Below are 19,121 nucleotides of genomic sequence, written 5' to 3'. Positions count from 1 at the left end.
TGGCCGTAATCAGCCGCGTCGTGCGGCTTCGATCGCGGCGATGTCGATCTTCGTCATCGTCATCATGGCCTCGAACGCACGCTTGGCGACGGCAGGGTCGGGGTCGGTGACTGCGGCGGTCAGGGCGCGTGGGGTGATCTGCCAGGACAGGCCCCACTGATCCTTGCACCAGCCGCACTCGCTGGCCTGGCCGCCGTTGTCGATGATGGCGTTCCACAGGCGGTCGGTTTCAGCCTGATCGTCGGTGGCCACCTGGAATGAAAACGCCTCGTTGTGCCGGAATGCCGGGCCGCCGTTCAAACCCAGGCACGGGATGCCCATGACCGTGAACTCGACTGTCAGGACATTGCCCTGCTTGCCGGCCGGATAGTCGCCAGGCGCGTGATGCACGGCGCCCACGGCGCTGTCCGGAAATGTTCTGGCGTAGAAGGTGGCGGCGTCCAGGGCGGTACCGTCATACCAAAGGCAAATGGTGTTCTTGCTGGTCATGCGGGTTCTCCGGGTTGAAAGCGCGGAAAGCACTTCTTACTCCCCTACGACGGACGGCGCGCGGCCGAATCGACACGAAGCCTTGCACTTGCGTGCACCGCGCCATGGTCGCGGCAAGCGTCTGCCCAACGTGGCCATTTCCGAACGCGGCCGGGCGATTTTCTGATCCAGATCATGGGTGCGTGTTCCGCGTGGGTATACGGTCACAAATCCCGACGCCCGTGTGGACGCCGTACCACGTGCGATGGGATGGACGATGCAGGCAACTGTCACGGCACAGCATTCGGCGGTGAGCGCGGACGATGATCGCGCATTGGCCGCCGTGTTCTCGGCATACACCGTTTCGGCCACCTGCTGGCTGCTCTTTGCCACGGCGGTGGGGTTGCTGCTGGCATTCAAGTTTGGTGCGCCGGATTTCTGGGCGGCGAAGTACCTGACCTTCGGCCGGTTGCGGCCGATCCACACCAACGACACCTTCTACGGCTGGGCCAGCATCGGCCTGGTCGGGCTGGCGTATTACGTGGCCGCGCGCAGTTGCGGCACGAAGCTTTACAGCATCAAGCTGGCCTGGATCGGACTGGCGCTGTTCAACCTTGCCGCCATCGCCGGCACCATCGCGCTGGAGCTGGGCTACAACTGGGGTGATCTGGAATACCGCGAATGGCCGTGGCCGATCCGGCTGGTATTCCTCGCCGCGTTGCTGGTGACCGGCTGGAATCTGATCGGCACGGTGGCGCGACGCACCACCGAGGACATCTATCTTTCCAACTGGTACACGGTGTGCGGCGTGCTGTGGACCTGCGTGATCGCGATCGTCGCGACGCTGCCGTGGTATCAGCATGGCCTGGGGCAGGTCGCTATTTCCGGCTTCTACATGCACAACGCGGTGGGCATGTGGTTTACGCCGCTGGCGTTGGGCGTCTTCTATTACGCGATCCCGAAGATCCTCAGCCGCCCGATCTATTCCTATGCGCTGGGCGTGTTCGCGTTCTGGACCAACCTGCTGTTCTATCCGCTGCTTGGCGGGCACCACTTCCTGTTCAGCCCGCTGCCGTGGTGGTTGCAGACCACCGCGATCGTGTTCAGCGTGGCCATGCTGGTGCCGGTGTGGGGTGGCAGCGCGAATTACCTGCTGACGATGCGCGGGCGCTATCGCGACATGACGCACTCGTATCCGCTGATGTTCATTTTGGTGGCGGTGATCGGCTACCTGTTTGGCTCGACCCAGGGCACGGTTGAGGCGTTCCGCTCGATGCAGGCGATCTGGCATCTCACCAACTTCACTGTCGGGCATTCGCACCTGACCATGTATGGCTTTGTCACGTTTGCGGTGTGGGGCGGCATCTATGCGTTGCTACCGCTGGCCACCCACAAAAGCCCCGGACGGCTGGGCATTGCCCTGCATTTCTGGATGGCGCTGGTGGGCAGTTTTATCTATGTCATCGCGCTGTCGATCGGCGGCACCATCCAGGGGCTGGACTGGCTGCACCAGCGGCCCTTCATCCAGTCGGTGACGGACATGGCGCCGTATTGGGTCTGGCGTGGTGCCGGCGGCTTGCTGATGTTCCTGTCCCACATCGTGTTTGCATGGAACGTATGGCGGATGACGTCGGGGCAAACCGGCAATGCCGGCTCACCCATCCTGGCTCGCACCGAGGGGGCCGCCGCATGAAAAAGTTGCTGCAGATTGCCGGCGGTGCGCTGCTTGTCTACATCGTCATCGTGATGGGGATTGCGGTGATCCCGGCCATCGACCTGTCGAAAACCCCGCCGGGCCCGGGCGTGAAGCCACTGACGGCCTTGCAGGCGGAAGGCAGCGTCGTGTATGCCGCGAACGGTTGCGCGTATTGCCATACCCAGCAGGTGCGGCCACTGGCCGAGGACAAGGTGTTTGGACGTCCATCCGCACCGGGCGATTTCAGCTACCAGACGCCGGAGCTGCTCGGTTCCGAGCGCACCGGGCCGGATCTCTCCAATATCGGCAACAGCAAACCCAGCGACGTGTGGCAGTACATCCATCTGTTCGACCCGCGCGCGGTAGTGCCCGAATCGGTGATGCCGAACTTCAAGTTCCTGTTCCATGTGGTGGCCACCGTGCCGCCCGGCGAGACGGCAGTCCCGGTGCCGGCCGCGTTTGCGCCGAAGCAGGGCAAGGTGATCCCGACCCAGCAGGCCAAGGCGCTGGTGGCTTACCTGTTGTCGTTGAAGCAGACGCCGATTCCGGGCTACACGATGAACGGTGGCATGGGCGGCATGACCTCGGCGGCGCCCGCAACGGTACCGGCGCCAACCGCGGCTGCCGGTGGTGGCTACAGCTACGACGCCGGCAAGGGCCAGAGCCTGTTCATGGCGAATTGTTCGGCCTGTCACCAGGCTACCGGCGAAGGCATTCCCGGTGCGTTTCCGCCGCTCAAGGGCAACGCCGCGGTGGATGCCGACGACCCGACCTTACACATCCACACCGTGCTGCACGGTGCGCACGGCGTCACCATCGGCGGCGTGGCCTACAGCAGCGTGATGCCGCCGTTCGCCGATCAGTTGAGCGACGCGGACATCGCCAACATCGTCAACTACGAGCGCAGCTCGTGGGGCAACCACGCCAAGCCGGCGACCGCGGCCGCCGTGGCCGCTGTACGCGCCAAGGGCCCGTGAACAGGAGATCGCCATGCATCATGCTTTTCTCGGGCCGTTCTGGGGCAACGTCGCCATCATCGCGATCGCCGGCGCGATCACCATCGGCTGTTTCGTCGCGATGTTCTGGATGATCTTCCGGCCCGGCGAGAAAGACCCGCACCACGCCAAGTACGAGATCCTGCGCAAGGACCGTTGAGGAAACCCGCCATGTCCAAGCCCCACGTACGCGTCTACCTCGACGACGATCTGCAACCGGTGGCGGATCACGAACTGCCGACCGCACTGACCCTCGATACCCGCAAGCTGGCCGACGGCCCGCACCGGCTGATCATCCGCGCCGAGGATCACAGCGGCGCCGAAGGCGTGGAGGAGATTCCGTTCCACGTGCAGAACGGCCCCGGCATCATCGTGTCGGGCTTGCGCTCGGGTTCGACCCGGCGCGGCGAGTTGCGCCTGACCGTGGACGCCTTCAGCACCGACGACCCGTTCGACCCGCGGCGCGCCGAAGCGCGTTCGTCGATCCCGGTGTGGGTGTGGGTGATGTGCCTGTTCGTGGTGGCCTGGGCGGTCTTCTACGCCGGGCGCATGTGGGATGTGCCGGCGCAATACCGCGACACGCCCACCTACGGCCCGCCGCCGGCACAGGTTGCACCGGCGACGACGCCACGCTGATCCGCCAGCGGGGAACAAGGGATGCCGTGGTGGCCATCGAGCCACCACGACACCGGCGAATCAGGCGGCGGTTGTCGCCGCGCGATCCGCGTTGTGCGGATACATCGCGTCGAGGTATTCCTGGTCCATCTCGGTCTTGAACGTGTGTGCATCCTTCAGCGCTTCGGCGCGCTGGGCGGCCGGGCGTGCATTGATGCGGTCGAGGAAGCGTTTGACGTGGGGAAAGTCGACCCAGCCCTGTTCGCCAAACATGAAGGGCAGGGCGCGCGCCCAACCCCACAAGGCCATGTCGACGATGGTGTATTCCTCGTTGACCATGAACGTGCGGGTGGCCAGGTGCTCATCGAGGATCCGCCAGTGGCGCCGTGCCTCGAAGTCGTAGCGATTGAGCGCGTAAGCCTTGGGCTCGGGGGCGAAGTGCTTGAAATGCACCGCCTGGCCGGAGAACGGACCGATGCCGGTGGCGATGAACATCAGCCACGAATACATCCGGCTGCGAACTTCCGGCGTGTTCCCGGGCAGGAATTTGCCGTGCTTCACCGCGAGATAAAGCAGGATCGCCGTGCTGTCGAAAACCACGGCATCGCCATCGACCAGGGCCGGAGTTTTGCCATTGGGGTTGATGGCGCGGTAGGCGGCACCGTGCTGCTCGCCCCTGGCCGTGTCGACCGGCACCATCTGGTAATCAAGCCCCGACTCTTCGAGAAACAAGGCGACCTTGGCGGGGTTGGGGGACGGGTGGTAGTAGAACTTCATGATGTTGGCCTTGATGGGTGGGGTGGTGGAGCGGCGCCGGGTTTGCCGGGTGGCGCCGCGCAAACAGAGTGTCTGCCTTTGCACATGCCGCAACCACACCATTCATCGCAAAGTTCAATTGCGCTTTCAGCAAGCTTGTCCACGACTGCTGGAACGCCGCCGATGGCATTGCCGTCAGGGCTTCCGACGGTTGTCGACGCGTGTTGCCGTGTCCCCATGCGATGACGGAACGCACCGCCACGCTTCCACCCCTGCGCCAAGTACGCGAGACTTTGCTGCTGTACACGGCAATCCAGCGGGAGATTCAATGAGTTTGGCGCGACAGGGAGTCAGCTTCTTGATGGTCGGGCTCGGTCTGCTGACCGCCGACTGGGCGGTGTTCGTGGTGTTGACGGCGCTCGGCACGCCGGCGCCGGTGGCCAATGTTCTTGGGCGCATAACCGGTGCGCTGCTGGGCTTCTGGGCGAATGGCCGCTTCACGTTCGGCACACCCGACGCCACCCGGCTCGGCCCTCACCGGTTTTTGCGCTTCCTGGCCATGTGGCTGCCGCTGACCGTGCTCAGCACACTTCTGGTCACGCTGGTGGAAGCGAAACTCGGCTTGCAGATGGCGTGGCTGGCAAAGCCAGCGGTCGAGGCGTGTCTTGCCGTCATCAGCTTCGTCGTTTCACGCCATTGGGTGTATCGGTAAACGAGGCGCCCCTATTCAATGCGCCCGCCGATTGATGCGTCGACGCCATCGTCGCCAGGCAGCGGGCAAGCTGCATGCACCAAAGCAACGGAACCCGTGCCAATGACAGAACAACGCGATCCGACCGATCTGGACTATCTCACCTGGGTGGCCGAGGGCAGGGCGGCGATGGTGCCCGCCGACGTCAGCGCCCGCTTGCTGGCGGCTGGGCTCCTGGTGCAGACCGATCGCGACAAGGTGGATCGTCAACGGTTCGAACTGAGCCCGGCCGGGCTGGACCATATCCGTTCGAGCGATCAATAGCGGATCGCGCCAATTTGCTTGCGACGTTTGGCAATGCGATGACCACTCGCCCGCCCCCAACCGTTCGCACTGAGCGCAGCCCGCGCAGCGGGCGGAGTCGAAGCGCCATTCACACCATCATGAGAAGGGAATCGTGGCCAGGTTGTGCTGCCCCGGCAATGCCATGGTTTGCGCCGCGAATGGACGGTCATGCCAGCCACCATTGGTGACCCCATAACCGCTGCATCTCCTCTTTGAAAGGCCATCCCATGCATCGTCGCGATTTGTTGAAAGGCACCTTGATGGGCGCATTTGCGCTGGCACTCCGCCCCGGATTCGCGTGGGCGGCGTCTGTTGACGACGCCACGGCACAGTTCACCGAACTGGAGCGCAAGCATGGCGGGCGGCTGGGTGTTTCCATTCTCGACACGCAGAGCGGCCGCCGCATCCAGCATCGCGCGGGCGAGCGCTTCCTGATGTGCAGCACGTTCAAGTGGCTTGCCGCTGCCGCCGTGCTGGCGCGGGTGGATAGCGGCAGGGAGCGACTCGATCGCCGCGTGGTCTACGGCAAAGACGTGTTGCTGGACTACGCTCCGGTCACCAGCAAGCACGTAGGCGCGCCGGGCCTGAGCGTGGCCGAGCTCTGCGCTGCTGCCGTGACCTTGAGCGACAACACGGCCGCCAATCTCCTGCTCGCCAGCATGGGCGGCCCGACCGCGATCACCGCATTTGCGCGCAGCCTGGGCGACGAAACCACGCGGCTCGACCGCATCGAACCCGAGCTCAACCTGGGCAGCCCCGGCGACATTCGCGACACCACCACGCCAGACGCCATGTTGGCGGACCTGCATCGCGTGCTGCTGGGTAACCGGCTTTCCGCTGGATCGCGGGACCTGCTGCTTCAATGGCTGCGCGGGTGCATCACCGGCCTCGACGCCATCCGCGCCGGCCTTCCCGCAAACTGGACGGCCAGCGACAAAACCGGCAGCGGCAGCCAGGGCGAAACCAACGACGTGGCCATCATCTGGCCACCGCGGCGCAAGCCGTTGCTGGTGAGCGCGTACTACGCCGGCTCCCACGCCGAGCCGGCAGAACGCAAGGCGGTGCTGGCGGCGGTGGGGCGTATTGCGGCGTCGATGTAGTCGTCACCACGTTTTCCAGAAGCGAAGCGGTGATCGCCGTTGATGCACGCTTGGCCGGATCCGTCCGCTCACGGTCCGGCACGGTGCTCGTTGGCGGTCGACGGCCTGCCTAGAGTGACGGCTCCCTCAATGATGGAGTCGTCCCATGTTCGATAACCCCGCCTTGCTGGTCATCGATGTGCAGCAATCGTTTCTGCATGCGCCGTACTGGCGCGAGGACGATGTGCCGGCGTTCCGCGAGAATCTGTTGAAGCTGATCGATGCAGCGGTCGCGCGCGGCTGGCCGGTGGTGCGCATCCTGCACGAGGATGGCGATGCACACTTTTCCGAGGCGTCGGGCCTGGTGAAACCGATGACGTGGGTGCCAGAGGCGCACGATGTGGTGTTCCGCAAGCAGGTGCACAACGCGTTCACCGGGACGCAACTGGAAGCCTGGCTGCGCGAACGTGGCATTGGGCGACTGATCGTCAGTGGCATCCGCACCGAGCAGTGTTGCGAAACCACCACGCGGGTCGCTTCCGATCTCGGCTTCGCCGTCGACTACGTCACCGAAGCCACGCTGACCTTCCCGATGGTCCACGCCGGCAGCGGCACTCGCTACGATGCGCAGGACATCAAGCAACGCACGGAACTGGTTCTGGATGGCCGCTTTGCCCGCATCTGCACCGTCGATGACGTCCTCGCCGATCACTGAGGTGTGCTTCGTGCTGCCGCCGGACCTGATCCTGCTGGATCTGGCCGGCGCCGCAGATGCGTTTCGTATCGCCGCCTCGATGGGCCTACCTCTGCGCTTGCGCATGCTGGCGCCGATCGAGGGTGGGGACACCGCCATGACGGCGTTGGGTGTCGGGCTCGTCGGTATCGAACCGCTGCCGGCGCAGTTGGATACGCACGCGATGATCGTGGTGTGCGGCGCCAGCGGCAGTGGCGAGCAGGTTTTGTCACTGCCCGCCAACAAGGCGCTAATCGAATGGTTGCGACGACACGGCAGCCATGGCCGGCGTCTGGCCTGTGTGTGTTCGGGTGCGTTGCTGGCCGCTGCCGCCGGGTTGCTGGACGGCCGGCGCTGCACCACACACCACAGCTTGCTCGATGCGCTGCGCCGACTCACGCCGACGGCCGAGGTGCTGGACAGCCGTGTGTTTGTCGAGGATGGCGAGGTGTATACCAGCGCGGGCATCACCGCGGGCATCGACCTGGCACTGCATTTGATCGCCGGGCTGGGCTCGTCGCGCTTGGCCGCCGCGGTGGCGCGCGAAATGGCCGTCTACATGCGGCGGGCGTCGGGCGATCCCGCGCTGTCGCCGTGGCTGGAAGGGCGCAACCACATGAATACGGCGATCCACCACGTACAGGATACGCTGGCCAAAGCGCCCGAACAGGACTGGCCGCTGGCGCGTCTGGCCGACATCGGCCACCTGAGCGTACGCAGCCTCACGAGGCATTTCCGCGAGGCCAGCGGCATGTCGATCAATGCTTATCATGCCCGTCTGCGTCTGGCACTCGCCCGCCAGGCACTGGCCAGCGGTGACAGCGTAGAGCGCGCTGCCGAACGCGCCGGCCTGGGCTCGGCACGCCAACTGCGGCGACTGTGGTCGCTCCATGCCAGCGATAGCCCGGTATCGGCGCGACGACGTTGAGGAGGCCGGCCCACTGCCTGTTCGTGCTGGGCGTGGCCCTCGCAGCCGACGGAGTCGACGCGCTTGTCATGCCGCCGACTCAACGCGCCAGTTTGTCCAGTGCGACCTTCATGGCGCCGGCACCCGTGTCCATCGCGAGTTCGATCGCGCCGCTGATGTCGTCGGGCAGAAAGTCGGCGAGCCAGATGACGCGGGTGATCCCCGGTTCGGCAACCACCTGCGCGGAGGCGTTGTAATGCGTGGCGCCAACACCTTCGGCCGACCACACCAGGCGATGCGCCTGTTCGTCCAGCGTGATGATTGGCTCGCGGATGCAGTGGCCATTGGCGAAGGTAACCCACCGCGCACCGGGTTCGAGTCGGGTGTCGATGACGAAGCCCGGCACCAGGCGGGTGTGCAGCGCCCCGATGTCGCGGATCGCATCCCACACGTCGTCGGAATGTGCCGTGGTGACTATGTCCTTGCGTACGGTAGCCAAAGGATTCTCCTGGTCAGATGTGAGCGGCAGCTTTCCGCTGTGGTCAGCGAGCACTGCTGCAATACGCTTCGATGCGGTAGCCGTCCGGATCGGCTACGTATGCGGCGTAATAGCTTGTGCCGTAATCCGGCCGCAATGCGGGTCCGCCATTGTCGCGGCCATCATGCGCGAGGGCAGCGGCATGGAAGGCGTCGACGCTGGCACGGCTGGGCGCCGCAAAACAGATGTGCAAGCCGGAGGCGTCATTGGCGGCAACCGGCACCTCGCTGCGCAACACCCATAACGCCACGGAAGTTGCGCCGTAGCCGAGTGAGGTCGCGTCCTCACTGAGGCAGCGGTAACCGAGCGGCTCCAGCGCGGCGTCGTAAAAGGCTTTGGCGTGCGTGATGTCGCGAACGCCGATGGAAAGATGGTCGATCATGGGTGACTCCATGGATGGTCGGTGGCAGGATCATCGGCGTTGCCGCGCTGGGTGGCTTGGGAAAAATTGCGGTCCACGCAAGAGCCGTTATTCGATGACGATGGATGCCACAACATGGGCTGCCGGCAACGGCTGGAGCGTGCAGGAAGTAACCTGCAACGCCGGGCCGCGCGACCGCGCGTTCGAGGAGCGCCACGAGACGGTGTCGATAGCGGCGGTGCTCGCCGGCACGTTCCAGTACCGTAGCGAACAGGGCGCCGCGTTGCTGGCTCCCGGCGCTTTGCTGCTCGGCAATCATGGCCAATGCTTCGAGTGCAGGCACGAACATGGCATCGGTGATCGCTGCCTTTCGTTCCACTTCACACCGACTTACTGGGAGAGCCTGGTGGCCGCCATGCCCAGCATGCGCCGGGCGACGTTCGCCCACTCGCATGTGCCACCCGCCGCCTCGCTGACCGGCATGCTGGCCCGGCTGGCATCCTTCAGGCAGGGAGATACCGCTGCGTTGGAGGAAGTCGCCATCGATCTGGCAGGCGCCGTGCTGCATGCGGACGCCGGGCTTCGTTCCCGCCCAGGTCCATTGCGAAACCACGATGCTCAGCGCGTATCAGATGCCGTGCGCCGCATTGAAGCGCACGCGCATGAGGTGGGCGAAACCCTGTCGCTGGCTGAACTTGCCCACGACGCGGATCTCAGCCCCTGGCATTTCCTGCGCGTCTTCCGCCGCGTAGTGGGCATGACGCCGCATCAATATGTGCTGCGCACACGTATGCAGCGCGCCGCCGAGCAATTGCGCGACTCGGCCGCCTCCATTTCAAGCATCGCCTTCGCGGCCGGATTCAACGACCTGTCCACCTTCAATCAACGGTTCCGTGCCGTGATGGGGATGAGCCCGGGGTCATATCGGATTCGGCGTAACCGGGACGGAGGAAGTTAATCCGATCACCGGTGGTGTGCATCACCAGATCTGCTACGCCGCCTCGGCACTCAACTTCACTCCCAGCGCCTGCACGACCTTCATGATCGTGGCGAACTCTGGGTTGCCTTCGGCGGACAACGCCTTGTACAGGCTTTCGCGGCGCAGGCCGGTGTCGCGTGCGAGTTGGGACATGCCGCGGGCGCGTGCAACCACACCGAGGCTGTCGGCGATGAAGGCGGGGTCGCCGGTTTCCAGGGCGGCGGAGATGTATTCAGCCTGGGCTTCGGGGGTACCCAGATGTTCGGCGGGGTCAAAGGGGTGGGTCTTGGTGCGCATGTTTCACCTCACAGGCTGGCAGCGAGTTTCCGGGCTGCATTGATGTCCTTGCGCTGTGTGCTCTTGTCGCCACCGCAAAGCAGGATGACCAGCAGCTTGCCGTGCTGCACGTAGTAGACGCGATAACCGGGACCGTAGTCGACGCGCAGTTCCTGCACTCCATGGCCGCCGGCTGCCTTGTGATCGCCGAAGTTCCCGAACGCCATCATGCGGATGCGCGACGCGATGCGAGCCCTGGCACGCTCGTCGCGCAGGGCATCCAGCCATGACGTGAAAGCTTCGGTCCTTCGAACTTCGATCATTTGCAGACTGTATCCTTTGGGTAACATGTCGTCAACCATGGGATACGCCACTACCTAGACCAGAGAACGTGCGGCAAGCGGACCGGAACCACCCAAATGCAAACGACGCCGTATCGCTACGGCGTCGTTCCAGTTTCAGATTCAGGCTTCGCCGGAATGACGAGCTTCAGAGTGCCTCGAAGATTCCCGCCGCACCCATGCCGGTGCCGATGCACATGGTCACCATGCCGTACTTCTGCTTGCGACGGCGCATGCCGTGCACCAGCGTGGCGATGCGCACCGCGCCGGTAGCGCCGAGCGGATGGCCGAGTGCGATGGCGCCGCCGAGCGGGTTCACCTTGGTCGGGTCGAGCTTGAGATCACCCATCACGGCCAGCGCCTGGGCGGCGAAGGCTTCGTTGAGTTCGATCCAGTCGAGCTGATCCTGGCTGATGCCGGTTTGCGCAAGCGCCTTCGGAATGGCTTCCTTCGGGCCGATGCCCATGACTTCGGGAGGGACGCCGGCGACGGAGAAACCGACGAAGCGGGCCAGCGGCTGCAGGTTGTATTGCTTGATCGCTTTTTCGCTGGCCAGCAGCACGGCGCCGGCGCCGTCGGACATCTGGCTGGAGTTGCCGGCGGTGACGGTGCCGCCGAACTGGCCGTTGCGGAATACGGTGCGCAGTTTGGCCAGCACTTCCGGGGTGGTGCCGGCGCGCGGGCCTTCGTCCTGGTCGATGACGCGGCTGTCGGTGGTGATGTCGCGGCTGGCGAGATCCGGGTAGTGGTCGTCGAGCTGGAACGGGGTGATCTCGTCCTTGAATTCGCCGGCGGCCTGGGCGGCCAGGGCGCGGCGGTGGCTTTCGACCGCGAACGCGTCCTGCTGCTCGCGGCTGACCTTCCACTGCTTGGCGACGTTTTCGGCGGTGATGCCCATGCCGTAGGCGATGCCGAGGTTCTCGTCCTGGAAGATCGCCGGGTTCATGGCGACCTTGTGGCCCATCATCGGGACCATGCTCATGCTTTCGGTGCCGCCGGCGAGCATCAGGTCGTCCAGGCCCAGGCGGATGCGGTCGGCGGCCATCGCCACCGATTGCAGGCCGGAGGAGCAGAAGCGGTTGACGGTGACGCCGGGCACGGTGTGCGGCAGGCCGGCCAGCAGCAGGCCGATGCGCGCCACGTTCATGCCTTGCTCGGCCTCGGGCATGGCGCAGCCGATGATGACGTCGCCGATCTGGTGCGGGTCGATGTCGGGGTATTGCGCCATCACGCTGCGGATCACGTGGGCGAGCATGTCGTCCGGGCGGGTGTTGCGGAACACGCCGCGCGGCGCCTTGCCGACCGGGGTGCGGGTGGCGGCGACGATGTAGGCGTCTTGCACTTGCTTGGTCATGGGATTTGCTCCGTGGCGTCGCGCAGGGATGCGGCGACGCGTCTTGGTTTTTGTTCGTCATTCCAGCGAAAGCTGGAACCCAGTGCCTTTGGTGGTGCCTTGAGTCGCTGGATCCCGGCTTTCGCCGGGATGACGGTGTGGAGGGTCGTGATCAGTTCCTGAGCGGCTTGCCGGTGGTCATGGTGTGGGCGATGCGGGCCTGGGTTTTCTCCGTTTTCGCCAGCTCCACGAAGTGCTTGCGCTCCAGTGCCAGCAGCCATTCCTCGTCGACGGTCGAGCCGCGCTCGATCACGCCGCCACACAGGGTGTCGGCGATGCGCGAAGCGATGTCGACGTCGTGTTCGGAGGCGAAGTAGCCGGCTTGCAGGTTGGCCAGCGAGGCCTTGAACGTGGCGGTGCCGACGTCGCCGGCGACAGTGACATGGGCGGGCAGCGGTGGGCGGTAGCCGGCCTCGGCCAGTGACAGCGCCACCTTCCTGGCGACGTACAGCAGTTCGTAGGCGTTGAACACGACCACGTCGCTGTCGCGCAGCAGGCCCAGGTTCTTCGCCTCGAATGCGCTGGCGGAAACCTTGGCCATCGCCACGGTTTCGAACACCTTCTTCAACTCCTCGAACGGGTCGGCCGGATTCGCCTTGGACGCGCGCACGGCCAGCTCATGCAGGCCGCCGCCAGCGGGCAGCAGGCCGACGCCGGCCTCGACCAGGCCGATGTAGCTTTCGAGTGCGGCAACCGTCCGGGCGGAATGCATCTGGAATTCGCAGCCGCCACCGAAGGCCATGCCGCGCACGGCGGACACGACCGGCACCAGGGCGTGCTTGATCGCCATGCTGGTGCGCTGGAAGTTGGCGACCATGTGCTCGAAGTCGTCGAACTTGCCGTCCTTCAGCAGGCCCAGCGCGCCCTTCAGGTCCGCGCCGGCGGAGAACGGTTCGCCGGTCTGCCAGATCACCACGGCCTTGAGCTTTTCCTCGGCCAGCTTGATCGCGTGCTGGATGCCGTCAAGCACGTGGTCGTTGACGGTGTTCATCTTGGTCTTGAACGAGATGATGCCGACGCCGTCGTCGCCCAGCGTCCACAGGCGCACGCCGTCGTTCTCCCACACGGTGCTGCCGGTATCGAACTTCTCGCCCAGGATCGGATCGGGGAACAGCTGACGCTGGTACACCGGATGCTGCGAACGCGGCTTGTCGGCGTTGGCGCTGGCTGAATACGAACCATCCTTGCCGTGGACGCCTTTACGGCCATCCGAGACCCAAGCGGGCAGGGGTGCGTCACTCATCGCTTTGCCGGCCTTGATGTCCTCGTTAATCCATTCGGCAATCTGCTGCCAGCCGGCAGCCTGCCAAGTCTCGAACGGGCCGAGCTTCCAACCGTAGCCCCAGCGAATCGCGAAATCCACGTCGCGCGCGGTGTCGGCGATGTCAGCCAGGTGGTAGGCGGTGTAGTGGAACAGGTCGCGGAAGGTGGCCCACAGGAACTGCGCCTGCGGGTCGCTGGAGGCGCGCAGCTTGCCGAACTTCTCGGCCGGGTCCTTTACGCCCAGGATCGCGGCGACTTCATCGGACGGCTTCTGTTCGGACGGACGGAAGTCCTGCTTGGCCACATCCAACACCTGGATGTCCTTGCCTACCTTCTTGTAGAAGCCGCCGCCGGTCTTCTGGCCCAGCGCTCCCTTGTCGATCAGGCCCTGCAGCCACACCGGCGCCTTGAAATACTGATGCCACGGATCGTCGGGCAGGGTGTCAGCCATGGTCTTGATGACGTGGGCCATGGTGTCCAGGCCGACCACGTCAGCGGTGCGGTAGGTGGCACTCTTCGGGCGGCCCACGGCCGGGCCAGTCAGCGCGTCGACGGTGTCGAAGCCGAGCTTGAATTGCTCGGTGTGATGCATGGTGGCCAGCATCGAGAACACGCCGATGCGGTTGCCGATGAAGTTCGGCGTGTCCTTGGCGATTACCACGCCCTTGCCGACGGTGGTGACCAGGAAGGCTTCGAGGCCGTCCAGTACGTTCTTGTCGGTGAGTTTGGTCGGGATCAGTTCGACCAGATGCATGTAGCGCGGCGGGTTGAAGAAGTGCACGCCGCTGAAGCGGTGGCGCATTTCCTCGGGCAGCGCTTCGGCCAGCTTGTTGATCGAGAGGCCGGAGGTGTTGGAGGCGATGATCGCGGTCTTCGACAGGTGACCGGCGATCTTCTTGTACAGGTCGAGCTTCCAGTCCATCCGTTCGGCGATCGCCTCGATCACCAGGTCGACGTCCTTCAGGTGGTCGAGATCGTCGTCGTAGTTGGCCGGGATGATCGAGGCTGCCAGCGCCTTGTCGGCCAGCGGGGCGGGCGACAGCTTGGCCAGGTTGGCGATGGCCTTCAGCGCGATGCCACTCTTGGGGCCTTCTTTCGCGGGCAGGTCGAACAGCACGGTTTCGACGCCGGCATTGGTCAGGTGCGCGGCGATCTGCGCGCCCATGACACCGGCGCCCAGCACGGCGGCCTTGCGGATGCGCAGCGCGGAAGGCGTCGAGGGGGATTGGCGGGGGGATGTAGTCATTGGCTTCTCCGAAAGTACCGACATGAAGTGCCGAGCGAGGTCCTGACTGACGCACCCGGATCTAGGGATGGGTGAGCCCGGCGACGGCGAAACGAATAAGGTGCTGGATGGTTTGTTCGAGATGTACGCCTTCGCTGACATCCTGCTTGCGCTGGATCATGCCGAAGCCGGACATGGCGTGAGTCAGCGCGCCGGTGACCAGGTCGATGCGCCAGTACAGCTCTTCCTTGCTGAGATGCGGCAGCAGGCGGGCGAACTCGGCGGTGAACTGGCGCATCACGTGGCCGTAGTTCTCGGACAGGAACTGGCGCAGCGAGTCGTCGTGTTCGGCAAAGGCCCGCGCCAGTACGCGCATGAACAGCGAGCCGCTATCCTCGTGGGACAGCTTCAGCGCAGGGCGGATAAACGCGTCCAGCACGTCCTCGAGGCGGTCGTTGCCGCTTTCCCTGGCATTGCCCAGTGCAGCGAGTCGTTGTGCGTTGAGCGTGTCCAGCCGGCGCCGGAAGACCTGCTCGACAAGCTTGTCCTTGGAGCCGAAGTGGTAGTTCACCGCGGCCAGGTTCACACCGGCAGCGGCGGTCAGCTGGCGTAATGACGCGCCTTCGAAACCGCGTTGGGCAAACAGGACTTCGGCGGCGCCGAGTATGCGGTCCTTGGTCGAGCTTGAGCGATTCACGATAGCTTCCATCCGTCAGCGGTGAACAGGCGTTCAAACGATCGTTTGAGCATACGCGGCCCACTTCACGAACGTCAAACCGCCTCGCTACTTGCAAACTGCATATGACTTGCGTATGAGCTAGAATCTGTCAGACTTTCCGGGGCTAAACCCTCAATCCTTGTAAGGTTTACGTCACCGCCGGCCGTTCTGGCCGACCCTCTTTATCTTTTTTATCCGTCACCGGAGCAGATTCGTATGGCGCTGGAGCGCACCCTTTCCATCATCAAACCCGATGCCGTCGCCAAGAACGTCATCGGCCAGATCTACGCCCGTTTCGAAAAGGCCGGCCTGAAGATCGTCGCTGCCAAGATGAAACAGCTGTCGCGCCAGGAGGCCGAAGGCTTCTACGCGGTCCATCGCGAGCGCCCGTTCTTCAAGGCTCTGGTTGATTTCATGATTTCCGGCCCGGTGGTGATCACCGCGCTGGAAGGCGAGAACGCCGTGCTGGCTCATCGCGACCTGATGGGTGCCACCAATCCGAAGGAAGCGGCGCCGGGCACGATCCGCGCGGATTTTGCTGATTCCATCGACGCCAACGCGGTGCATGGCTCCGACGCCGTGGAAACCGCCAAGGTGGAAATCGCGTATTTCTTCGCCGCGACGGACGTCCTGTCCAGATAGTTTGTGCGTTCATCCATGAACGCGAAGATCAAAAAGCGGCCATCCGTGGCCGCACTTTTCACAAGAGCTTTTCCTTGAACCAAGTTGCTGCCAGCTCAAAGAAGGTCAATCTGCTCGACTTCGATCGCCGGGGTCTGCGTGATTTCTTCACGCAAATCGGCGAGAAGCCGTATCGGGCCGAGCAGGTGATGAAGTGGATCTACCATGACCTGGAAGACAACTTCGAAAACATGACCGACGTGGGCAAGGCGCTGCGCGCCAAGCTCACCGAGGTCTGCTACATCGGCGCGCCGAAGACGCTGCTGAACAAGGTAGCTACCGACGGCACACACAAGTGGCTGCTGGGCATGGACTCCGGCAACGCGATCGAGACGGTGTACATCCCCGAGCCGACGCGCGGCACCTTGTGTGTGTCCTCGCAGATCGGCTGCGCGCTCAACTGCAGCTTCTGCTCCACCGGCGCACAGGGTTTCAACCGCAACCTGTCCACCGCCGAGATCATCGGCCAGGTCTGGGTGGCGGCAAAACAGCTGGGCAACGTCACCCACCAGAACCGCCGCATCACCAACGTGGTGATGATGGGCATGGGCGAGCCGCTGGCCAATTTCGAGAACGTGGTCAGGGCGATGCACCTGATGCGCGACGACCTGGGCTTCGGCCTGGCGGCCAAGCGCGTGACGCTTTCCACGGCGGGCATGGTGCCGCTGATCGACCAGCTTTCGGCGCAGATCGACGTCTCGCTGGCGGTATCGCTGCATGCGGCCAATGACGAGTTGCGCACGGAATTGATGCCGATCAACAAGCGCTATCCGATCGCCGAGCTGCTGGCGGCGTGCCAGCGCTGGATCGCGCGCAAGCCGCGCACCTCGATCACCTTTGAATACACCTTGATGAAGGGCATCAACGACCAGCCTGAGCATGCTCGCCAGCTGATCAAGCTGATGCGCAAGTTGCCCACCTGCAAGGTCAATCTCATTCCGTTCAACCCGTTCCCGGGCACCCAATACCAGCGCTCGGACGCCAACGACATCCACGATTTCCAGACGCGGCTGCTCAACGCCGGCGTACTTACCATGCTGCGCCGCACCCGCGGTGACGACATCGATGCCGCGTGCGGGCAGTTGGCGGGGCAGGTGACCGACCGCACCCGGCGCAGTGCCGATATTCGCAAGCGGCAGGACGAGGGGGCATTGCATGCGAGCTGAGCGGGTCCTGGTTGTTGCCTTGGCGTTGACCCTGGCGGGCTGTGTCACGACGCACACCAACAGCAGTGCGTTGGGGGCGCACATGCCCAAGACGTCCAAGGCCCAACAGGCCGTCGATGCGGCGCGGGTACATACCGAACTGGGCCAGCGCTACATGGCCAACGGCGACCTGCAGGAAGCGCTTGGCAAACTGACCAAGGCGCTGCAGTTCGATCCCGATTACGTGCCCGCGCACACCGTCATCGCGGTGCTGTATGAGCGGATCAACAAGCTTCCCGAAGCCGAGCAGCATTACCGCAAGGCGGTTGCGCTGGATCCGACCAAGGGTGCGCCGAACAACAACCTCGGCGCCTTCCTTTGCCATACCGGCAGGGGCGGCGAAGCGATCGGTTATTTCCGCAAGGCTGTTACCGATCCCTTCTATCAAACCCCGGATGTGGCACTGACCAATGCCGGGGTGTGCCAGATGCAGATGAGCGACTCGAAGGGTGCGGAACAGAGCTTTCGTGACGCGCTCGTGCGTAACCCCAAGAACGCCGAGGCACTATATCAACTGGCAAACTTGCTTTTTTTGAGCAATGATGCCTTTCACGCCCGCGCGTTTCTGCAACGCCGGGAGGGGCTGGGCGCGGCTGACGCCGCGACCTTGAAACTCGGTCACGATATCGAATCTCGTCTGGGCGACCTGGAAGGCGCTCGCACTTACAATCAGCGTCTGCAAAGCCGTTTCCCGGACTCGGAACAGGCGCGTGCTCTGGACAACAACGTCAGCCAATGACCATGCAACCCAATTTCCCTGGCCAGGATGCCAGCGAGTCGATCGTCTTTGATGCTCCCCAAAATGCGGAGCCGGCTTCAGCAGCAACCCTGGGAAGCCCCAGTTTCGGCGCCCTTTTGTGTGAGGCGCGTGAAGCGCGGGGACTGGAAATCGAAGCCTGCGCCCACGCACTCAGATTGCCGGTCCGTATGTTGCGGCGGCTGGAGCGCGACGATTATCAGGACATCGATTCCAAGGTCTATCTGGCCGGTTACATCGGTAAATACGGCCATTATCTCGGCATGGATCCGGCGCTGATCCAGACCGAGCTCGACCGCATCAAGCAGACCGAGCCCACCCTGGTGGCCACCGGCGGCATTTCGCATTCACGTTTTCTGCTCGACCGTTACGCGACGGCCGCCACGTATGTGGTGCTGACCGCCGTCATCGTGGTACCGATGGTGTGGATGGGTGTGCGCGGCACGCTCAATCGCGACCTCAGCCATCTAGCTCCCCTGGATGCGACGCCGGTTGCGCAGGTTGATGCCCCGGAATCCGCCGTGAATGACGCAGCCCGGCTGCCCAGTCACGTGGCGCTGCCGCCTCCGGTGCAGGAACAACCCCTGCTTGCCTCGATGGCCGCTTTTCCGAACCTCGACAGCAGCGCGGCATCGAAGAAGCCGTCTGTCCTGGCCCCGCCCGCGGCGGTCGAGACAGGTGTGGGCGGCCACAACCTCGAGCTCAGCCTCACCTCCGCCAGTTGGGTCGAAGTGACCGATGCGGCCGGCGTACGGCTGGAATACGGTCTGCTGCCCGCGGGCAGCCACAAGATCTATCAGAGTGACAAGCCGCTCGACGTGCGCATCGGGAACGTTTCCGGCGCCAGCGCCACCATCGATGGGCAGCCGGTTGGCCTCGACGATTTCCGGCACGCCAACGTCGCGCACTTCAGCGTTGAAATCCGCGACGGCAAGGCCACCCCGACCGCCCTCTGATCCACGCGCCCGGCTCCGTCCGGGTGCCACATTTCGGTTATGCTTGCCCATTGCCCGCCCGGTACCGAGCGGTATCGGTGGGCTTTTTGCTTTTATCTTCCACGCCGGCTTCCGAACACGCCGGCGGGGCGCGGACTTCCGAA

Annotated in this window: 23 protein-coding genes; 14 read left to right on the top strand and 9 right to left on the bottom strand. The window is 64.2% G+C overall.

All coding sequences use genetic code 11. The features are described 5' to 3' along the window. Positions 1–9: 9 nt before the first annotated feature. Positions 10–489 carry a VOC family protein gene (locus tag ASD22_RS03970; RefSeq protein ID WP_056079189.1) on the bottom strand — a complete coding sequence of 160 codons (480 nt, stop codon included), beginning with the start codon at positions 487–489 and terminating at the stop codon, positions 10–12. A gap of 256 nt (positions 490–745) precedes the next feature. Between ASD22_RS03970 and ASD22_RS03965 the strand changes: the two genes are divergently transcribed. The 4 genes from ASD22_RS03965 to ASD22_RS03955 are packed head-to-tail and all read left to right on the top strand — an operon-like array spanning position 746 to position 3,795. Further along, a complete protein-coding gene (locus tag ASD22_RS03965) occupies positions 746–2,161 on the top strand; it encodes a cbb3-type cytochrome c oxidase subunit I (protein WP_056079186.1) in 1,416 nt (471 codons plus the stop codon). Next, a complete protein-coding gene (locus ASD22_RS03960; RefSeq protein ID WP_056079182.1) occupies positions 2,158–3,141 on the top strand; it encodes a cbb3-type cytochrome c oxidase subunit II in 984 nt (327 codons plus the stop codon). The genes ASD22_RS03965 and ASD22_RS03960 overlap by 4 nt, the downstream gene beginning before the upstream one ends. Before the next feature lie 13 nt (positions 3,142–3,154). Continuing rightward, complete coding sequence (locus tag ASD22_RS16620) at positions 3,155–3,319, top strand: hypothetical protein (RefSeq protein ID WP_156458329.1); 165 nt, start codon at positions 3,155–3,157, stop codon at positions 3,317–3,319. A gap of 11 nt (positions 3,320–3,330) precedes the next feature. Further along, positions 3,331–3,795 carry a hypothetical protein gene (locus tag ASD22_RS03955; protein WP_056079179.1) on the top strand — a complete coding sequence of 155 codons (465 nt, stop codon included), beginning with the start codon at positions 3,331–3,333 and terminating at the stop codon, positions 3,793–3,795. A gap of 60 nt (positions 3,796–3,855) precedes the next feature. On the opposite strand, the gene ASD22_RS03950 is transcribed toward ASD22_RS03955, so the two are convergent. Next, positions 3,856–4,635: a glutathione S-transferase family protein gene (locus ASD22_RS03950; protein ID WP_235577509.1), complete on the bottom strand. Its 780-nt coding sequence runs from the start codon at positions 4,633–4,635 to the stop codon at positions 3,856–3,858. A gap of 223 nt (positions 4,636–4,858) precedes the next feature. On the opposite strand from ASD22_RS03950, the gene ASD22_RS03945 reads away from it, so the two are divergent. From ASD22_RS03945 to ASD22_RS03925, 5 genes are all read left to right on the top strand, one after another. After that, the gene (locus ASD22_RS03945) at positions 4,859–5,242 is read left to right on the top strand and encodes a GtrA family protein (protein WP_056079176.1); all 384 of its coding nucleotides are present in this window, start codon (positions 4,859–4,861) and stop codon (positions 5,240–5,242) included. Between the two features lie 102 nt (positions 5,243–5,344). Beyond that, the gene (locus ASD22_RS03940; RefSeq protein WP_056079173.1) at positions 5,345–5,545 is read left to right on the top strand and encodes a hypothetical protein; all 201 of its coding nucleotides are present in this window, start codon (positions 5,345–5,347) and stop codon (positions 5,543–5,545) included. Positions 5,546–5,793: 248 nt separating this feature from the next. Continuing rightward, on the top strand, positions 5,794–6,666 hold the full coding sequence (gene bla / locus ASD22_RS03935; RefSeq protein WP_056079170.1) for a class A beta-lactamase: 873 nt from the start codon (positions 5,794–5,796) through the stop codon (positions 6,664–6,666). A gap of 145 nt (positions 6,667–6,811) precedes the next feature. Beyond that, positions 6,812–7,360 carry an isochorismatase family protein gene (locus ASD22_RS03930; protein ID WP_056079167.1) on the top strand — a complete coding sequence of 183 codons (549 nt, stop codon included), beginning with the start codon at positions 6,812–6,814 and terminating at the stop codon, positions 7,358–7,360. Beyond that, positions 7,308–8,306: a DJ-1/PfpI family protein gene (locus ASD22_RS03925; RefSeq protein ID WP_235577508.1), complete on the top strand. Its 999-nt coding sequence runs from the start codon at positions 7,308–7,310 to the stop codon at positions 8,304–8,306. The genes ASD22_RS03930 and ASD22_RS03925 overlap by 53 nt, the downstream gene beginning before the upstream one ends. Positions 8,307–8,385: 79 nt before the next feature. On the opposite strand, the gene ASD22_RS03920 is transcribed toward ASD22_RS03925, so the two are convergent. Beyond that, positions 8,386–8,784, bottom strand: coding sequence for an SRPBCC family protein (locus tag ASD22_RS03920; protein ID WP_056079165.1), 399 nt, complete (start codon positions 8,782–8,784; stop codon positions 8,386–8,388). Between the two features lie 43 nt (positions 8,785–8,827). Continuing rightward, complete coding sequence (locus ASD22_RS03915; RefSeq protein WP_056079161.1) at positions 8,828–9,205, bottom strand: VOC family protein; 378 nt, start codon at positions 9,203–9,205, stop codon at positions 8,828–8,830. A gap of 94 nt (positions 9,206–9,299) precedes the next feature. Here ASD22_RS03915 and ASD22_RS03910 point away from each other — a divergent pair, with 94 nt between their 5' ends. Next, entirely contained in the window at positions 9,300–10,142 is an 843-nt protein-coding gene (locus ASD22_RS03910) for a helix-turn-helix transcriptional regulator (protein WP_056079157.1), read from the top strand. Positions 10,143–10,175: 33 nt separating this feature from the next. Here the strand turns inward: ASD22_RS03910 and ASD22_RS03905 are convergent, their stop codons facing one another. The 5 genes from ASD22_RS03905 to ASD22_RS03885 all read right to left on the bottom strand — a co-directional run bounded on the left by ASD22_RS03905 (position 10,176) and on the right by ASD22_RS03885 (position 15,370). Next, the gene (locus tag ASD22_RS03905) at positions 10,176–10,460 is read right to left on the bottom strand and encodes an addiction module antidote protein (protein ID WP_056079154.1); all 285 of its coding nucleotides are present in this window, start codon (positions 10,458–10,460) and stop codon (positions 10,176–10,178) included. A gap of 8 nt (positions 10,461–10,468) precedes the next feature. Continuing rightward, the gene (locus tag ASD22_RS03900; protein ID WP_235577507.1) at positions 10,469–10,801 is read right to left on the bottom strand and encodes a type II toxin-antitoxin system RelE/ParE family toxin; all 333 of its coding nucleotides are present in this window, start codon (positions 10,799–10,801) and stop codon (positions 10,469–10,471) included. Between the two features lie 127 nt (positions 10,802–10,928). Continuing rightward, positions 10,929–12,134 (bottom strand): acetyl-CoA C-acyltransferase, encoded by a 1,206-nt coding sequence (locus ASD22_RS03895; protein ID WP_056079148.1) that lies wholly within the window; start codon positions 12,132–12,134, stop codon positions 10,929–10,931. Between the two features lie 151 nt (positions 12,135–12,285). Further along, positions 12,286–14,682 carry a 3-hydroxyacyl-CoA dehydrogenase/enoyl-CoA hydratase family protein gene (locus ASD22_RS03890; protein ID WP_056079147.1) on the bottom strand — a complete coding sequence of 799 codons (2,397 nt, stop codon included), beginning with the start codon at positions 14,680–14,682 and terminating at the stop codon, positions 12,286–12,288. Positions 14,683–14,743: 61 nt separating this feature from the next. After that, positions 14,744–15,370, bottom strand: a complete 627-nt coding sequence (locus ASD22_RS03885; RefSeq protein WP_056079143.1) for a TetR/AcrR family transcriptional regulator — start codon at positions 15,368–15,370, stop codon at positions 14,744–14,746. 225 nt (positions 15,371–15,595) lie between these two features. Here ASD22_RS03885 and ndk point away from each other — a divergent pair, with 225 nt between their 5' ends. The 4 genes from ndk to ASD22_RS03865 all read left to right on the top strand — a co-directional run bounded on the left by ndk (position 15,596) and on the right by ASD22_RS03865 (position 18,978). Continuing rightward, entirely contained in the window at positions 15,596–16,021 is a 426-nt protein-coding gene (gene ndk, locus ASD22_RS03880; RefSeq protein ID WP_056079141.1) for a nucleoside-diphosphate kinase, read from the top strand. A 74-nt stretch (positions 16,022–16,095) separates the two neighbouring features. Further along, positions 16,096–17,226, top strand: a complete 1,131-nt coding sequence (gene rlmN, locus ASD22_RS03875) for a 23S rRNA (adenine(2503)-C(2))-methyltransferase RlmN (RefSeq protein WP_056079138.1) — start codon at positions 16,096–16,098, stop codon at positions 17,224–17,226. A gap of 19 nt (positions 17,227–17,245) precedes the next feature. Further along, positions 17,246–18,004, top strand: coding sequence for a type IV pilus biogenesis/stability protein PilW (gene pilW, locus ASD22_RS03870; protein ID WP_235577506.1), 759 nt, complete (start codon positions 17,246–17,248; stop codon positions 18,002–18,004). Next, positions 18,001–18,978 carry a helix-turn-helix domain-containing protein gene (locus ASD22_RS03865; protein WP_235577505.1) on the top strand — a complete coding sequence of 326 codons (978 nt, stop codon included), beginning with the start codon at positions 18,001–18,003 and terminating at the stop codon, positions 18,976–18,978. Before pilW ends, ASD22_RS03865 begins: the two co-directional genes overlap by 4 nt. The last annotated feature ends 143 nt before the right edge of the window (positions 18,979–19,121 follow it).

Source organism: Rhodanobacter sp. Root480, from assembly GCF_001426645.1.
In the GTDB taxonomy this organism is placed as follows: Bacteria; Pseudomonadota; Gammaproteobacteria; order Xanthomonadales; family Rhodanobacteraceae; genus Rhodanobacter; species Rhodanobacter ginsenosidimutans.
Note: the sequence above shows the minus strand (reverse complement) of the source record. Positions and strands in the feature narration are given on the sequence as shown.

Excerpts from the sequence above, each read along its gene's own strand:
- ASD22_RS03900 (WP_235577507.1), bottom strand. The coding sequence starts at position 10,801 with ATGGTTGACGACATGTTACCCAAAGGATACAGTCTGCAAATGATCGAA.
- ASD22_RS03895 (WP_056079148.1), bottom strand. The coding sequence starts at position 12,134 with ATGACCAAGCAAGTGCAAGACGCCTACATCGTCGCCGCCACCCGCACC.
- ASD22_RS03905 (WP_056079154.1), bottom strand. The coding sequence starts at position 10,460 with ATGCGCACCAAGACCCACCCCTTTGACCCCGCCGAACATCTGGGTACC.
- ASD22_RS16620 (WP_156458329.1), top strand. The coding sequence starts at position 3,155 with ATGCATCATGCTTTTCTCGGGCCGTTCTGGGGCAACGTCGCCATCATC.
- ASD22_RS03940 (WP_056079173.1), top strand. The coding sequence starts at position 5,345 with ATGACAGAACAACGCGATCCGACCGATCTGGACTATCTCACCTGGGTG.
- ASD22_RS03945 (WP_056079176.1), top strand. The coding sequence starts at position 4,859 with ATGAGTTTGGCGCGACAGGGAGTCAGCTTCTTGATGGTCGGGCTCGGT.
- ASD22_RS03910 (WP_056079157.1), top strand. The coding sequence starts at position 9,300 with ATGACGATGGATGCCACAACATGGGCTGCCGGCAACGGCTGGAGCGTG.
- ASD22_RS03915 (WP_056079161.1), bottom strand. The coding sequence starts at position 9,205 with ATGATCGACCATCTTTCCATCGGCGTTCGCGACATCACGCACGCCAAA.
- ASD22_RS03890 (WP_056079147.1), bottom strand. The coding sequence starts at position 14,682 with ATGACTACATCCCCCCGCCAATCCCCCTCGACGCCTTCCGCGCTGCGC.
- ndk (WP_056079141.1), top strand. The coding sequence starts at position 15,596 with ATGGCGCTGGAGCGCACCCTTTCCATCATCAAACCCGATGCCGTCGCC.
- ASD22_RS03925 (WP_235577508.1), top strand. The coding sequence starts at position 7,308 with ATGGCCGCTTTGCCCGCATCTGCACCGTCGATGACGTCCTCGCCGATC.
- ASD22_RS03865 (WP_235577505.1), top strand. The coding sequence starts at position 18,001 with ATGACCATGCAACCCAATTTCCCTGGCCAGGATGCCAGCGAGTCGATC.
- ASD22_RS03885 (WP_056079143.1), bottom strand. The coding sequence starts at position 15,370 with ATGGAAGCTATCGTGAATCGCTCAAGCTCGACCAAGGACCGCATACTC.
- ASD22_RS03955 (WP_056079179.1), top strand. The coding sequence starts at position 3,331 with ATGTCCAAGCCCCACGTACGCGTCTACCTCGACGACGATCTGCAACCG.
- ASD22_RS03970 (WP_056079189.1), bottom strand. The coding sequence starts at position 489 with ATGACCAGCAAGAACACCATTTGCCTTTGGTATGACGGTACCGCCCTG.
- ASD22_RS03960 (WP_056079182.1), top strand. The coding sequence starts at position 2,158 with ATGAAAAAGTTGCTGCAGATTGCCGGCGGTGCGCTGCTTGTCTACATC.
- bla (WP_056079170.1), top strand. The coding sequence starts at position 5,794 with ATGCATCGTCGCGATTTGTTGAAAGGCACCTTGATGGGCGCATTTGCG.
- ASD22_RS03965 (WP_056079186.1), top strand. The coding sequence starts at position 746 with ATGCAGGCAACTGTCACGGCACAGCATTCGGCGGTGAGCGCGGACGAT.
- ASD22_RS03930 (WP_056079167.1), top strand. The coding sequence starts at position 6,812 with ATGTTCGATAACCCCGCCTTGCTGGTCATCGATGTGCAGCAATCGTTT.